This window comes from Streptomyces sp. R41 (assembly GCF_041053055.1).
GTDB lineage: Bacteria > Actinomycetota > Actinomycetes > Streptomycetales > Streptomycetaceae > Streptomyces.
Map to the genome: position 1 here is coordinate 1475071 of NZ_CP163443.1, position 13099 is coordinate 1488169.

Sequence of the window (13099 nt, forward strand, 5' to 3'; positions counted from 1 at the left end):
GGCCGACGGACGGCGTGCCTCAGCGGTGGGCGAGCCTCCATTCCCCCCGTTCTCGCAGGTGGGCCAGGTTCCTCCTGGCAGAGCCGCTGACGCGCGATCGGCCTCCTTCTGTGATGACCTGGAATCGTGTTCCGTGACCGGGCATCCCTCTCCGCGCCCATGCGGCCGGGCAACCTACTCCCCGCCCGGACGATGACCGTCGCCTGGTCCCTCATGCTGCTGCCGGCCCTCCTCGCGTGGCTCGTCGTGGTGGAGCAGGCCGACGGTATGGAGATGGAGCCGGGAACGATGGGCCTCGACCTGCCGCTGTTCCTGCTCCTCTGGGTGATCATGATGATCGCCATGATGTTCCCGTCCCTGGCACCGGTGGCCATCACCTGGGCCCGGGCCATCGGCCGTCAGTCGTCCGGTACGGCCCGCGCGGCCCGGATCACCCAGTTCGCGGGCGGATACCTCATCGCGTGGGCGGTGTTCGGTCTCTGCGTATACGGGAGCCTCATCGCGACCGGCGACCTCGTCGACGGCCGGCCCGAAGCCGGGCGCTGGATCGGCGCCGGAGCCTTCCTGCTCGCCGGACTCCACCAGTTCAGTCCGCTGAAGAACATCTGTCTGCGCCACTGCCGAAGCCCCGTGGACCAGCTCGTACGCCATGCCGACTACCGGCCTGGGGCACGCGACCTGCGCGTCGGGGCCCACCATGGGCTCTACTGCGTGGGCTGCTGCTGGGGGCTCATGATCGTCCTCATCCCGCTGGGCACCATGAACATCGCGGCGATGGCAGGACTTGCGACCGTGATCTTCATCGAGAAGTTGTGGCGGCTCGGACCGGTGTTCAGCACCGTGGTCGGCGTCGTGTTCCTGGTCCTGGCCGCACTGGCTCCGTTCCAGAGCTGGCTACTGCCAGGACTGCAACATCCCGGTCCGTCGATGCAGCCGATGACCTGACTGCTCACCTCATGCGGTGAGTCGGCGGTCGCAGCCGAGATGAGCTGTCATGCGCCGTTGACCTCCTGGGCCAGTCGGCGGGCTCGCAGCAGGCGGACCAGGTCAGCGGGTACGGCCGGGGTCGCGGTCCAGCTTTTCGCCGCCGGTCCATGCCAACGATGTGAGCCGGGCGGCCAGTACGACGAAGGTCACAAATACATATCGGACACTTCGCACTTCAACCTTCACACGAGGCACACAAATTGGCTAGGTTGACGGCAGACCGCAAGACTCCCTCCGGCGAACCTCGCCGGGTCGCGCGGCCTCCGCCGAATCCGGTGCGCCCCCGTGGCAGCCGGAGCCGGGGACCCAACCGAACTTGGGGTGAATCGGCCCAACCGCCCAGCAGGGCAAGGGCCGTAGGGCATACCTTCCGGAACCGTCCGCCCGAACCCGACAGCTAACTCGGTAGGCGGAACACGGAAGGAGTGCGTCTCCCATGGCGCCGGAACGAACCCCGCGCCCTGGAGGCATCGGCCTCCCCGGCATGCGCGACTCCGCCCCCACGACGGCGGCCCTCAGCTCCGCGGACGCGTTCTCCCGGACTCCCGACGCCACGCCGCCCGCAACGGACGGGCCGAGCCGCGAAGAGGTCCGGCAGCGGATCAGCTCCCTCTACGACCAGGCCGAGACCGCCACCGGGAACTACAACGCGACCCGCGCGATGTCCACGGGGACGCGCAGGCGCGTCAACCCGGCACTCGACAGCGGGAGCAGGCCCACCGACACCGCCCTCGACGACGTGGCCAGACAGTGGTTCGACGTGGCGCGGACACGGCTCGGTCCGACCGTCCCGGCGAGGCTGCCGGCCGACAGAACGCCGAACCGCCCGGCCCAGGCGCGGCCCACACGTCCGGCTGACGAACTCGCCGACCGTGGGCGGGAGTCGGCCGCACGACCCGTCCCGGAGTTGACCGCCGGGCCTGTCGCAGGAGTGACTGCCGGGCCGGTGGCGGAGTTGACCTCCAGGGCCGTCGCGGCGCTGCCGGCCGCGCCGCGGACACGGCGGGAAGTCGCCAAGGCCGTGCCCGCACCGGCAGCGCAACCGCGACAGCCCTCGGCCTCCTTGAAGACTTTCAAGGAGCAGATCCAGCAGAAGCTCGCGGTGGCCCGAGGGCTGCTCTCCCAGCACACCGCGCAGCTGAGCGCGCCCTTCCCGGCGATCGAATCCCGGCCGGCAGAAGACACCTGGCATAGCTACGGGGAACCGGCTCCTCGCCGGCCCGAAGAGGAGTGGCAGCAACAGCAATCGGTCACTCTCGGCACAGCCACGTCCATCGCCGCGGACGTGCCCATCGGCGCGGACAGCGCGTCGGACTCCGGGTACGGCAGCAAGGCCGCGAACGTACTCGCCTTTGCCCGTGGACAGATCGGCAGGCCGTGCGTCTGGGGCGCGTCCGGACCGGGCTCGTACGACTGCTCGGGCCTCACCCAGGCCGCCTGGAGAACCGCCGGGGTCGCGCTCCCGCGCACCGCGCGCGACCAGGCGAGCGTCGGTACGGCCATCCCCCTCGCCGACATCCGACCGGGCGACCTGATCTTCTTCTACGGCGACGTCAGCCACGTCGGCCTCTACATCGGCGACGGCATGATGATCCACGCGCCGAGCCCGGGGGCATACGTGCGCGAGGAGTCGATCTTCTACGCCGGAGCGTCGGCGATCCACAGCGCGGCACGGCCCGCGTGAAGCCCTGCGGCGTGGTGCACAGGGCCGCCCCGGGATCATGAGGGGCGCAGAACGGCCCATTGACCAAGCGGACGGTGAAGGGGGGTAGTTGGCAGAGTGAATAGTGCGCGACCATGGTGCGCATGACCGTGGCCGATCGCGCCATGACCCAACTGGAGTCATGGCCGAACCTGATAAGTGGCTCACCCCGATGCGCCGCTGGACGCGCCTTCGGGACGATGGGGCACGACATCGTGCACTTCCACTCCGACGACGCCGCGGATCTGCATCTCACGCATGCGGCCGTCCATCGGCTTCTCCCCCACCTGCAGCACAGCACCGCTGTGCGGGTGCACCCCGGATCCTCGTGGATCACCGTGCTGCTGGACTGCGACGCCGATGTGGCGCTTCTGCTCACGCTGATCAGTGTCGCTCTCAAGGAGCACGACCGGGCCGGAGGAGACGAACCTCCCGAGGGCCCCTCGACGCTCTGCGACTGGCAGCCTCAGGCATTCCCCTCGCCGCGCGCGGGGGCCTCCGCGGCCGTCCGTCACCGGCGGGTTCCGGCCGCGTGGAAGGCGGTCGGGCGGTTCATCCCGCACGGGCGCTGAACGCGATCACGGGCCTACGGACCTGCCACGGCCCCCACTCCCCCGGCCGACGGACCTGCCGAGCCCTGCCGGTCACGCGCGCACGGCGACAACGTGCCAGTGCCGGCCCTCCAGGTCGACGTACAGGCCGGGGTCGACCAGCTCGTCGCCCTCCCGCTCGTACGTCTGCTCGGTGAGCAGCTCGGTGAGGTGGCACGGGCGGCCGCGGAGGTCGGTCCACGGCAGGCGGATCCGGCCCTGGGCGGGCTGGTCGGAGAGGTTGACGACCACGAGGTGGCGGGCGGATCCGGTGGTCCAGCACCAGGCGACCAGGTTGTCGTGGGACGGATTGTCCGGCCAGCCCGTGCAGTCGAGCAGCCGCCACTCCCCTCCCTTGCGCATGCCGGACGAGGCGACCGAGGCCAGCAGCCGGTGGTGGAAGGCGAGCAGTTCCTTGTCGACGGGCTCCTCCGGGCGGCGGGAGAGGAAGACCGGCGGCCTGACCCGTCGGCCCTCGAACTGGCCCTCGTGCCACAGCGTCGCGCCGGGCAGCGTCGCGACGGTGACGGCCGCCGCCCGCTCCCGCTCGGGCGACATGGCGGCGGCGGCCCGCGGTTCGTCGTGGTTCTCCAGGAAGCGGACGAGCCCGCGCTGGTGGCCGAGGTCGGCCAGCAGATGCGGACGCACCGAGTCGGCGCCCTCGTGCAGCAGCCGGTCGTAGAGCCGCTTGTCGTAGCAGTGGTCGAACCCCTGCTGCTGGAGCGCCCATTCGAGGTCCCAGTAGGCCTCGGCGACGAAGAGGAGGTCGGGGTGGCTCTCGCGGACCCTGGGGATGACGTACGGCCAGAAGTCCTCGGCCGGTGCGGCGCCCGCGCGGTCGCCCCAGGTCTTCGCGAACACGTCGGTCATGAGCAGCATGGCCATGTCGCAGCGGACGCCGTCGGCCTGGCCGCCGATCGCGGCCAGGGTGTCGACGGCCGCCGTACGGAGCTCGTCGCTGAAGGCGTTCAACTGGACGACGTCCGGCCAGGGCGGGAAGTAGGGGTCGCGGCCGCGGGCGAAGACCTGCCCGCCTGCTTCCAGGAACGCGTCGGGGTTCCGGGCCAGGTCGTCCAGGGTTCCTTGGACGAGGCAGCCCGGGCGTTCGGTGAGCCATGAGTGGTCCGGGGCCACGTGGTTGGGGACGTAGTCGAGGATCAACCGGACGCCGCGGGCGGCCAGTTCGGCGCGGGCGGCGGCCAGCCCCTCCGGCCCGCCGAGCCCCTCGTCGACGACGTAGTTCCGGACGCAGTACGGCGATCCGGCCACGTCCTCCGTGCGGAGGTCGGTCAGTGCCGCGCGGAACGAGGCTTGGAGCGACTCGTCGCGCAGCGCGATCTCCAGCCCGGCCGGGCTGCGCTCCCAGACGCCCATCAGCCAGACCGCGTCGACGCCGGGCAGGACGACCTCGTCCCAGGCGGCCGCGGGCACTTCGCCCAGGGTGACCGGGTGGCCGTAGCGGCTGCTCAACTCCCGCAGCCAGATCAGGGTATTGATCTCGTAGATCACCGGCTGGTCGGGCCACGCGGTCATGACAGCGGCTCCTCTCGGTCACCCGTCGGGCGCAGGCTCTCGCGGCCGCGGGCGGACCAGTCCTCGGCGCCGAGCGTGTGGAACAGCGTCGCGGTCACCGCGGCCAGTCCGGTCCAGCCCGTCTGATGGGAGGCGCCGAGACCGGCGCCGTTGTCGCCGTGGAAGTACTCGTAGAAGAGGATCAGGTCCTTCCAGTGCGGGTCCTTGGCGAACTTGGCCTGGGCGCCGTGCACCGGCCGGTGTCCGTCGCCGTCGCGCAGGAAGGTGGCGGTGAGCCGGTCGGAGATCTCGCGGGCGACCTCGTACAGATTGAGCTGCCGGCCCGATCCGGTCGGGCACTCGACGGTGAAGTCGTCGCCGTGGAAGGCGTGCAGGTTGAGCAGGGCGCGGATGAGCAGCAGGTTGACCGGGAACCAGACCGGCCCGCGCCAGTTGGAGTTGCCGCCGAACATCCCGGAGTCGGACTCGGCGGGCAGATAGCCGACACCGTATGTCTCACCGTGCACTTCGAAGGTGTACGGGTGCTCGGCGTGGTGGCGGGAGAGCGAGCGGATGCCGTGCGGGCCGAGGAATTCGGACTCGTCGAGCATCAGGGACAGGATCCGCCGCAGCCGGTCCTCGCCGAACAGGGCGAACAGATACCGTCCTTCGGCGTTCGGGCCCAGCGCCTCGTGAGAGGAGACGGTGGCCTCGACGGCCGGGTGGCGCTCGACGAACTCCCTTGCTCCCGCGACCAGTTCGGGGAAGCGCTGATCCGCCCAGCCGCCGACCACGCTGGTGGCGGCGAGCGGGATGAGTCCCACGAGCGAGCGCACCTTGAGCCGGGTCGCCGTGCCGTCAGGCAGTCGCAGCACGTCGTAGAAGAAGCCGTCCTCCTCGTCCCACAGGCTCGCGTTGTCCGCGCCGATGCGGTTCATGGCCACGGCGATCCACGCGAAGTGCTCGAACAGGGACTGCGCCTGCTCGATGTAGACCGGGTTGTCGACGGCCAGCTCTATGGCGATTTCCAGGAGGTTCTGGCAGTACAGCGCCATCCACGCCGTGCCGTCCGCCTGGTCGAGGTGGCCGCCGGTGGGCAGCGGGGCACTGCGGTCGAAGACGCCGATGTTGTCGAGGCCGAGGAAGCCGCCCTGGAAGACGTTGTTGCCGTCGGGGTCCTTGCGGTTGAGCCACCAGCTGAAGTTCTTCATCAGCTGGTGGAAGGCGTTCTCCAGGAAGGCGCGGTCGCCGTGGCCGGTGCGGTGCTTCTCCAGCTCGTAGAGGAAGAGGGTGGCCCAGGCGTGCACCGGTGGATTGACGTCGCCGAAGTTCCACTCGTACGCCGGGATCTGCCCGTTGGGATGCAGGTACAGGCGGCGCAGCAGCAGGTCCAACTGCCCCTTGGCGAAGGCGAGATCGACCATGGACAGGGCGACGGTGTGGAAGGCGAGGTCCCAGGCGGCGAACCACGGGTACTCCCAGGTGTCCGGCATCGACATGATCTCGTCGTTGACCATGTGGTACCAGTTGCTGTTGCGCACCCGGGGGTCGGAGCCGAGCGGGTCGACTCCGTGCTCGGACAGCCAGCGCTCGACGTCGAGGTAGTAGTACTGCTTGCTCCACAGCATCCCTGCCAACGCCTGCCGGACCAGCCGCCGTTCGTCCCCGCCCATGCCGGCCGGGGTCATACCGTCGTAGAACTCGTCGGCCTCGGCGCGGCGTTGGATCATGACGGTGTCGAAGTCCGCACTCCAGTCGGCCAGTTCGGTGTCGCTGAGGCGCAGGCGCACGGTGGCGCTCTGCCCGCCGGGGACGGCCAGCACATGGTGAACGGCCGCCTTGGTTCCGGTCCGTTCGGGGTTGACGGCTCCGGTCTCCCCGTGGACGACGTATCGGTGGATGCCGTCCTTGACGTACGGGGAAGCGTTCGGGCTGTTGAAGATCCGCTCGTTGTTCGTGTCGTTCTCGGTGAACAAGGTCCGTGCGTCCGTGTCGCGGTACAGCCACCGAGGGCCCAGCTCCTCGTGGTCGGCGCGGAGCGGGCCGCCGGGTTCCTGCCGGATGCTCGGTACGGCGGTGCCGCCGGCCCAGGACCAGGTGTGCCGGAACCACAGGGTGGGCAGCAGGTGCAGGGTCGCCTCGTCGGGGCCCCGGTTGTGCGCGGTGATCTCGATCAGCAGGTCCTCGGGTCCCGCCTTGGCGTACTCGACAAACACGTCGAAGTAGCGGTCCTCGTCGAAGACGCCGGTGTCGAGGAGTTCGTACTCGAAGTCGCGGCGGCCCCGCGCCCGATTGGTCGCGGTGAGGTCGTCGTACGGGAATTCCGTCTGCGGGTATTTGTAGAGGTACTTCATGTACGAGTGCGTGGGCGTGCTGTCGAGGTGGAAGTAGTACTCCTTGACGTCCTCGCCGTGATTGCCCTCGGCGTTGGTGAGGCCGAACATCCGCTCCTTGAGGATCGGATCGCGGCCGTTCCACAACGCCAGCCCCAAGCAGAGGCGCTGCTTGTCGTCGCTGACGCCGGCGATGCCGTCCTCGCCCCAGCGGTAGGCGCGGGAGCGGGCCTGGTCATGGGTGAAGTAGGACCACGCCTCACCGTCCGGGCTGTAGTCCTCCCGGACGGTGCCCCACTGACGCTCGCTCAGATAGGGACCCCAGCGACGCCAGGGCACCCCGGCATCGTCGGCCTCGGCCAGCCGCCGGCGCTCGGCGTCCGGTGTGTCACCGCTCGTCCCCATCGCCCGCCCTCCTCACGATCCGGCACATTCCCCCAGACTCGGGCGTCTCGGACTCGACGGCAATGGCTGTGCGCCGATCAGGTCGAGCCGCAGGCTCGGCTGTTCGACGACCGGCGCGCACCACGGCTCAGGCGATCTCGACCAGGAGATCGCCGCCCTCCACCTGCTGGATCCTGTTGATCGCGAGCCGGGACACCTTTCCGGCCTTCGGGGCGGTGATCGCGGCCTCCATCTTCATCGCCTCGATGGTGGCCACCACACCGCCTTCCGCCACCTCGTCGCCCTCGGCCACCGCGAGCGTCACCACTCCGGCGAACGGCGCGGCCACGTGGCCGGGGTTGGCCCGGTCGGCCTTCTCGGTCGGCGGAACGTCGGAGGCCGCCGCGGTGTCGCGTACCTGGATCGGCCGCAGTTGGCCGTTCAGGGTGGACATCACGGTGCGCATGCCGCGCTCGTCGGCCTCGCCGATGGCCTGCAGTTCGATGAGGAGCCGTACGCCGGGTTCGAGGTCGACGGCGTACTCCTTGGCGGGGCGCAGCCCGTAGAAGAAGTCCTTGCTGTCCAGCACGCTGGTGTCGCCGAAGGTCTGACGGTGTGTTTCGAAGTCGCGCGTCGGCCCGGGGAACAGCAGGCGGTTGAGCGTCGCCCGCCGCTCCTTCGCCAGCCCCGTACGGTCGTCCGAGGCCAGCTCCCGCATGGGCTTGGGGTCGGCGCGACCGGCCAGCGCCTTGGTGCGGAACGGCTCCGGCCACCCGCCGGGCGGACTGCCCAACTCGCCGCGCAGGAAGCCGATGACGGAGTCGGGGATGTCGAACTTGTCCGGCGTCGCCTCGAAGTCCTCCGGCGTCACTCCGGCGCCGACCAGGTGCAGGGCCAGGTCGCCGACCACCTTGGACGACGGGGTGACCTTCACCAGACGCCCGAGGATCCGGTCGGCGGCGGCGTACATCGCCTCGATCTCCTCGAAGCGGTCGCCGAGGCCGAGCGCGATGGCCTGGGTGCGCAGGTTGGAGAGCTGCCCGCCGGGGATTTCGTGGTGGTAGACCCGTCCGGTCGGCGAGGCCAGGCCCGCCTCGAACGGCGCGTAGATCCTGCGGACGCTCTCCCAGTACGGCTCCAGGTCCCCGACCGCCTTCAGGTCAAGGCCGGTCGGCCGCTCGGAGTAGTCGGTCGCCGCCACGATCGCCGACAGCGACGGCTGCGACGTGGTGCCCGCCATGGACGCCACCGCGCCGTCCACCGCGTCCGCGCCGGCCTGGATCGCCGCGAGGTAGGTGGCGAGCTGGCCTCCCGCGGTGTCATGGGTGTGGACGTGCACCGGCAGGTCGAACTCACGGCGCAGGGCCGATACGAGGGTCGCGGCGGCCGGGGCCCTGAGCAGCCCCGCCATGTCCTTGACGGCCAGCACGTGGGCGCCGGCGGCCACGATCTGTTCGGCCAGCCGGAGGTAGTAGTCCAGGGTGTACAGCCGCTCGGACGGGTCGGACAGGTCGGCGGTGTAGCAGAGCGCGACCTCGGCGATCGCCGTTCCGGTGCGCCGCACGGCGTCGATGGCGGGCCGCATCTGCTCGACGTCGTTGAGGGCGTCGAAGATACGGAAGATGTCGATGCCGGTGACCGCCGCCTCCTGTACGAAGGCGTCGGTCACCTCGGTCGGGTAGGGCGTGTAGCCCACGGTGTTGCGGCCGCGCAGCAGCATCTGCAGGCAGATGTTGGGTACGGCTTCGCGAAGTGCGGCCAGCCGCTCCCAGGGGTCCTCCGCGAGAAAGCGCAGCGCGACGTCGTACGTGGCACCGCCCCAGCACTCCAGGGACAGCAGGTGCGGCAGGGTCCGCGCCACCACGGGGGCGACGGCGAGCATGTCCTTGGTGCGGACCCGGGTGGCGAGCAGCGACTGGTGGGCGTCCCGGAACGTGGTGTCGGTGACGCCGATGGTCGGGGACTCGCGCAGCCATCGGGCGAAACCACCCGGGCCGAGCTCGGCGAGCCGCTGCCGGGAGCCGGCGGGCGGTTCGGTGCTGGGCAGGGGCGGCAGTTTGGTGGTCGGATCGATCAGGTCGGGGCGCTCGCCGTGGGGCTTGTTCACCGTCACGTCGGCGAGGTAGGTGAGCAGCTTCGTGCCGCGGTCGGCGGAGTGCCGTGCGGTGAGCAGGTGCGGCCGCTCCTCGATGAACGACGTGGTGACCTGTCCGGCCTGGAAGTCCGGGTCGTCCAACACGGCTTGCAGGAAGGGGATGTTGGTGGCCACGCCCCGGATGCGGAACTCGGCCACCGCGCGTCGGGCGCGGCCGATCGCGGTCTTGAAGTCCCGGCCCCGGCAGGTGAGTTTGACCAGCATCGAGTCGAAGTGCGCGCTGATCTCCGTACCGGCGTGGGTGGTGCCGCCGTCCAGCCGGATGCCCGACCCGCCGGGCGAGCGGTAGGCGCTGATCCTGCCGGTGTCCGGGCGGAAGCCGTTGGCCGGGTCCTCGGTGGTGATCCGGCATTGCAGTGCGGCGCCCCGCACGGTGACGGTCTCCTGCGCGAGGCCCAGGTCGGCCAGCGTCTCGCCGGCTGCGATCCGCAGCTGTGCCTGCACGAGGTCGACGTCGGTGACCTCCTCGGTCACCGTGTGCTCGACCTGGATGCGCGGGTTCATCTCGATGAAGACGTGGTTCCCGTCGCGGTCGACGAGGAACTCCACGGTGCCCGCGTTGCGATAGCCGATCTCCCGGGCGAACCTCACGGCATCGGCACACATCCGCTCGCGCAGCGCCGGGTCCAGGTTCGGCGCGGGCGCCAGCTCGATCACCTTCTGATGGCGGCGCTGCACCGAACAGTCACGCTCGAAGAGGTGGATGACCTGCCCGTGCCCGTCGGCGAGGATCTGCACCTCGATGTGCCGGGGTTCGATGACGGCCTTCTCCAGGAAGACGGTCGGGTCGCCGAACGCCGACGCGGCCTCGCGGGCCGCCGCCTCGATGGACTCGCGCAGCAGGGCGGGGTCCTCGACGCGGCGCATACCGCGCCCTCCTCCGCCGGCGACCGCCTTGACGAACACGGGAAAGCCGATGTCCTCAGCGGCACGGACCAGTTCGTCCACGTCGGTGGAGGGCGCCGAGGAGCCGAGCACCGGTACCCCGGCAGCGCGCGCGGCGGCCACCGCGCGCGCCTTGTTCCCGGTCAGCTCAAGGGTTTCGGCGCTCGGCCCGACGAACGTGATGCCCGCCTCCTCGCACGCGCGCGCCAGGTCGGGGTTCTCGGACAGGAACCCGTAGCCCGGGTACACCGCGTCCGCGCCGGCCCGGCGCGCCGCACGGACGATCTCCTCGACGGAGAGGTAGGCCCGCACCGGATGCCCCGGCTGACCGATCTCATAAGCCTCGTCGGCCTTCAGCCGGTGCAGCGAATTGCGGTCCTCGTGCGGGAAGACGGCGACGGTTCGCGCGCCCAGCTCATAGCCTGCGCGGAAAGCGCGAATCGCGATCTCACCACGGTTGGCGACCAGCACCTTGCGGAACATGCACAATCCCTTCAGCCTGCCGGTGACGAGGACCATGGTGTCGGTGACGCCCCGGCCGCGCCATGTGAGCCGGGCCACTCACCCGCCGGCATTGCGCCACAGGCTCCAGGCGAGCGCCAGCCCTGCGAGGGCGATCGCGACCCGTAGCGGCGTCTCGGGCAGCCGCCGTACGACCGCCGGTCCCATCCAGGCGCCCGCGAGGCAGCCGAGGCCGAGCGCGGCGGCCGCGCTCCAGTCGACCGGGGCGAGAAAGGCGTAGGCGAGGGCCGCGGTGACGTTGGCGGCGCCGGTGGCGATGTTCTTGACGGCGTTGGTCACCGGCAGCGGCTCCGTCGTGGACAGGGAGAGTACGGCCAGCATCAGTACGCCGGCCGCGGCGCCGAAGTATCCGCCGTACAGGCCGACCAGCAGGACCGCGCAGGCGAGGGGTATCCGGGGTACGGAGGCCGAGTCCGAGTTGAGCTTCGCGGTCAGGCGTCGCAGGGGTTCGCGCGCCAGGATCAGCACCGAGCCGAGGGCGATGAGCCAGGGGACGACCAGTTCGAAGGCCGAGGACGGGGTGCCGAGCAGCAGGGCCGCGCCGATCGCCCCGCCCAGCGCCGCGGTGACCGCGAGGCGGACGAGCCGCCCGCGCTGCCCGCGCAGTTCGGCCCTGGATCCGGCGGCGCTTCCCACGGTGTTGGAGAAGAGGGCCACCGTGTTGGTGACGTTGGCCGCCACCGGCGGAAGTCCGGCGGCGAGCAACGCGGGGTAACTGAACAGCGAGGCCAGGCCCGCGACCGAACCGGCGAGCCCGGAGGCGACCCCCGCCGCGAGGAGCAACAAGGCCGCACCGAGCCCCGACTGACCGGCGATCAGTTCTTTCACGTGACCCTCTCGCTCCCGCACGACGACGCCGCGCCCTGGTATGCCTCAACTGGCGTTCCATAATATGAACACCATCCACATGGGCAGACAGCGGGATCAGCTGGCGAACGGCAGGGGAGACATTCCGGGCGGCATGTTGTACGGCGTGACCACCTGGATCGCCGAGGGCAGGGAGGGCCCGTCGTCCGGGAGCGCCCTGTGGGCCCGCATGATGGTCTGGCAGGCGCGGCGCACGTCCTGGCGCAGATCGTGATGGAGGACCGCGGACAGGCGGCGCTCGCGCAGCAGCCGGGTGTTGTCGTGGTCCAGGTCGTGGGCGATGAACACCGCGCACTTCCGGCCCAGGGCGTCGAAGGCGTCGAGGGTGGCGAGGTTGCCCCCTCCCATGGAGTAGACCGCGATGATGTCTTCGTCGCGCTCGAGTGCTTCGAGGACGAGGTCGCGCTGAGTGGCGTCCAGACCGTCGCTGTCGGTGACCTCCACCAGGGATCGCTGGGGATGAGCGACGCGCATCGCCCCGCGGAAGCCCATCTCGCGCTCCTCCTCGCCACGGAAGGAACCCCGGCTGATGGTGGTGAGCACGTTGCCGGGCCGGTCGCCGAGCCACTGCCCGAGGAGGTAGGCGGCGGTGGCCCCGGCCGCACGGTTGTCGATCCCGACATACGCCATGCGCGCACTGCTCGGCAGGTCGGTGACCAGGGTGACGACGGGGATGCCGGCCGCGACGAGTCTGCCGACGGCGGCACCGATCTCCGGCAGGTCAGGAGCCTTCAGAATCACCCCTTGCGAACCACGCTCGGCGATCTTGTCCATGGTCGCGACCAGCTCGGCGCAGGGGCCCGTCTCACGGAAGTGGAAGCGTGAGCGCACCACGGCGGGACGCAGGGAGGGCAGTTCGGCCTCGAGTGCCTCGCGCACCGCGGTGGAGAACCGCTGCGGCGTCTGCATCACGATGTCGATCATGAAGGTACGTCCGCCGATGCGGACCTGGGTCCGCTGGCGATCCAGGTCCTTGATCGCCTGACGCACTTCCCTGATCGTGCTCTCCCGTACGCCGCCCCGGTCGTTGAGAACCCGGTCGACGGTGGCCGTGCTCAGTCCGGCCTGACGGGCGATCTCCCTGATCGTATAGGGGTGACGCATGACCGACCTCAAAGATGATGATGGTTTTTTGATGTGTTTCTGCCGATTGAATGATGGG

8 protein-coding genes and 1 riboswitch are annotated in these 13099 nt (G+C 70.2%); of the genes, 3 read left to right on the top strand and 5 right to left on the bottom strand.

Going from position 1 to position 13099, the window contains the following annotated elements:
* The first annotated feature begins 126 nt into the window (after window positions 1-126).
* From AB5J53_RS07000 to AB5J53_RS07010, 3 genes are all read left to right on the top strand, one after another.
* Window positions 127-945: a DUF2182 domain-containing protein gene (locus tag AB5J53_RS07000; RefSeq protein WP_369244741.1), complete on the top strand. Its 819-nt coding sequence runs from the start codon at window positions 127-129 to the stop codon at window positions 943-945.
* A gap of 296 nt (window positions 946-1241) precedes the next feature.
* A riboswitch (cyclic di-AMP (ydaO/yuaA leader) is annotated at window positions 1242-1415 on the top strand.
* Between the two features lie 8 nt (window positions 1416-1423).
* Complete coding sequence (locus tag AB5J53_RS07005) at window positions 1424-2671, top strand: C40 family peptidase (RefSeq protein ID WP_369244742.1); 1248 nt, start codon at window positions 1424-1426, stop codon at window positions 2669-2671.
* A 143-nt stretch (window positions 2672-2814) separates the two neighbouring features.
* Complete coding sequence (locus tag AB5J53_RS07010; protein WP_369252100.1) at window positions 2815-3261, top strand: luciferase family protein; 447 nt, start codon at window positions 2815-2817, stop codon at window positions 3259-3261.
* A gap of 72 nt (window positions 3262-3333) precedes the next feature.
* Here AB5J53_RS07010 and AB5J53_RS07015 read toward each other — a convergent pair whose 3' ends face one another.
* The 5 genes from AB5J53_RS07015 to AB5J53_RS07035 all read right to left on the bottom strand — a co-directional run bounded on the left by AB5J53_RS07015 (window position 3334) and on the right by AB5J53_RS07035 (window position 13041).
* The gene (locus AB5J53_RS07015; RefSeq protein WP_369244743.1) at window positions 3334-4812 is read right to left on the bottom strand and encodes an alpha-amylase family glycosyl hydrolase; all 1479 of its coding nucleotides are present in this window, start codon (window positions 4810-4812) and stop codon (window positions 3334-3336) included.
* Window positions 4809-7529, bottom strand: a complete 2721-nt coding sequence (locus tag AB5J53_RS07020; RefSeq protein ID WP_369244744.1) for a glucosidase — start codon at window positions 7527-7529, stop codon at window positions 4809-4811. The genes AB5J53_RS07015 and AB5J53_RS07020 overlap by 4 nt, the downstream gene beginning before the upstream one ends.
* A 127-nt stretch (window positions 7530-7656) precedes the next feature.
* The gene (locus AB5J53_RS07025; protein ID WP_369244745.1) at window positions 7657-11031 is read right to left on the bottom strand and encodes a pyruvate carboxylase; all 3375 of its coding nucleotides are present in this window, start codon (window positions 11029-11031) and stop codon (window positions 7657-7659) included.
* 78 nt (window positions 11032-11109) lie between these two features.
* Window positions 11110-11898, bottom strand: a complete 789-nt coding sequence (locus AB5J53_RS07030; protein WP_369244746.1) for a sulfite exporter TauE/SafE family protein — start codon at window positions 11896-11898, stop codon at window positions 11110-11112.
* A 96-nt stretch (window positions 11899-11994) separates the two neighbouring features.
* Entirely contained in the window at window positions 11995-13041 is a 1047-nt protein-coding gene (locus AB5J53_RS07035) for a LacI family DNA-binding transcriptional regulator (RefSeq protein ID WP_369244747.1), read from the bottom strand.
* Between the last annotated feature and the right edge of the window lie 58 nt (window positions 13042-13099).

What these genes read in the sequence shown, in the direction of transcription:
- AB5J53_RS07005 (WP_369244742.1), top strand. Translation starts at nt 1,424, where the DNA reads ATGGCGCCGGAACGAACCCCGCGCCCTGGAGGCATCGGCCTCCCCGGC.
- AB5J53_RS07035 (WP_369244747.1), bottom strand. Translation starts at nt 13,041, where the DNA reads ATGCGTCACCCCTATACGATCAGGGAGATCGCCCGTCAGGCCGGACTG.
- AB5J53_RS07020 (WP_369244744.1), bottom strand. Translation starts at nt 7,529, where the DNA reads ATGGGGACGAGCGGTGACACACCGGACGCCGAGCGCCGGCGGCTGGCC.
- AB5J53_RS07010 (WP_369252100.1), top strand. Translation starts at nt 2,815, where the DNA reads ATGACCCAACTGGAGTCATGGCCGAACCTGATAAGTGGCTCACCCCGA.
- AB5J53_RS07015 (WP_369244743.1), bottom strand. Translation starts at nt 4,812, where the DNA reads ATGACCGCGTGGCCCGACCAGCCGGTGATCTACGAGATCAATACCCTG.
- AB5J53_RS07025 (WP_369244745.1), bottom strand. Translation starts at nt 11,031, where the DNA reads ATGTTCCGCAAGGTGCTGGTCGCCAACCGTGGTGAGATCGCGATTCGC.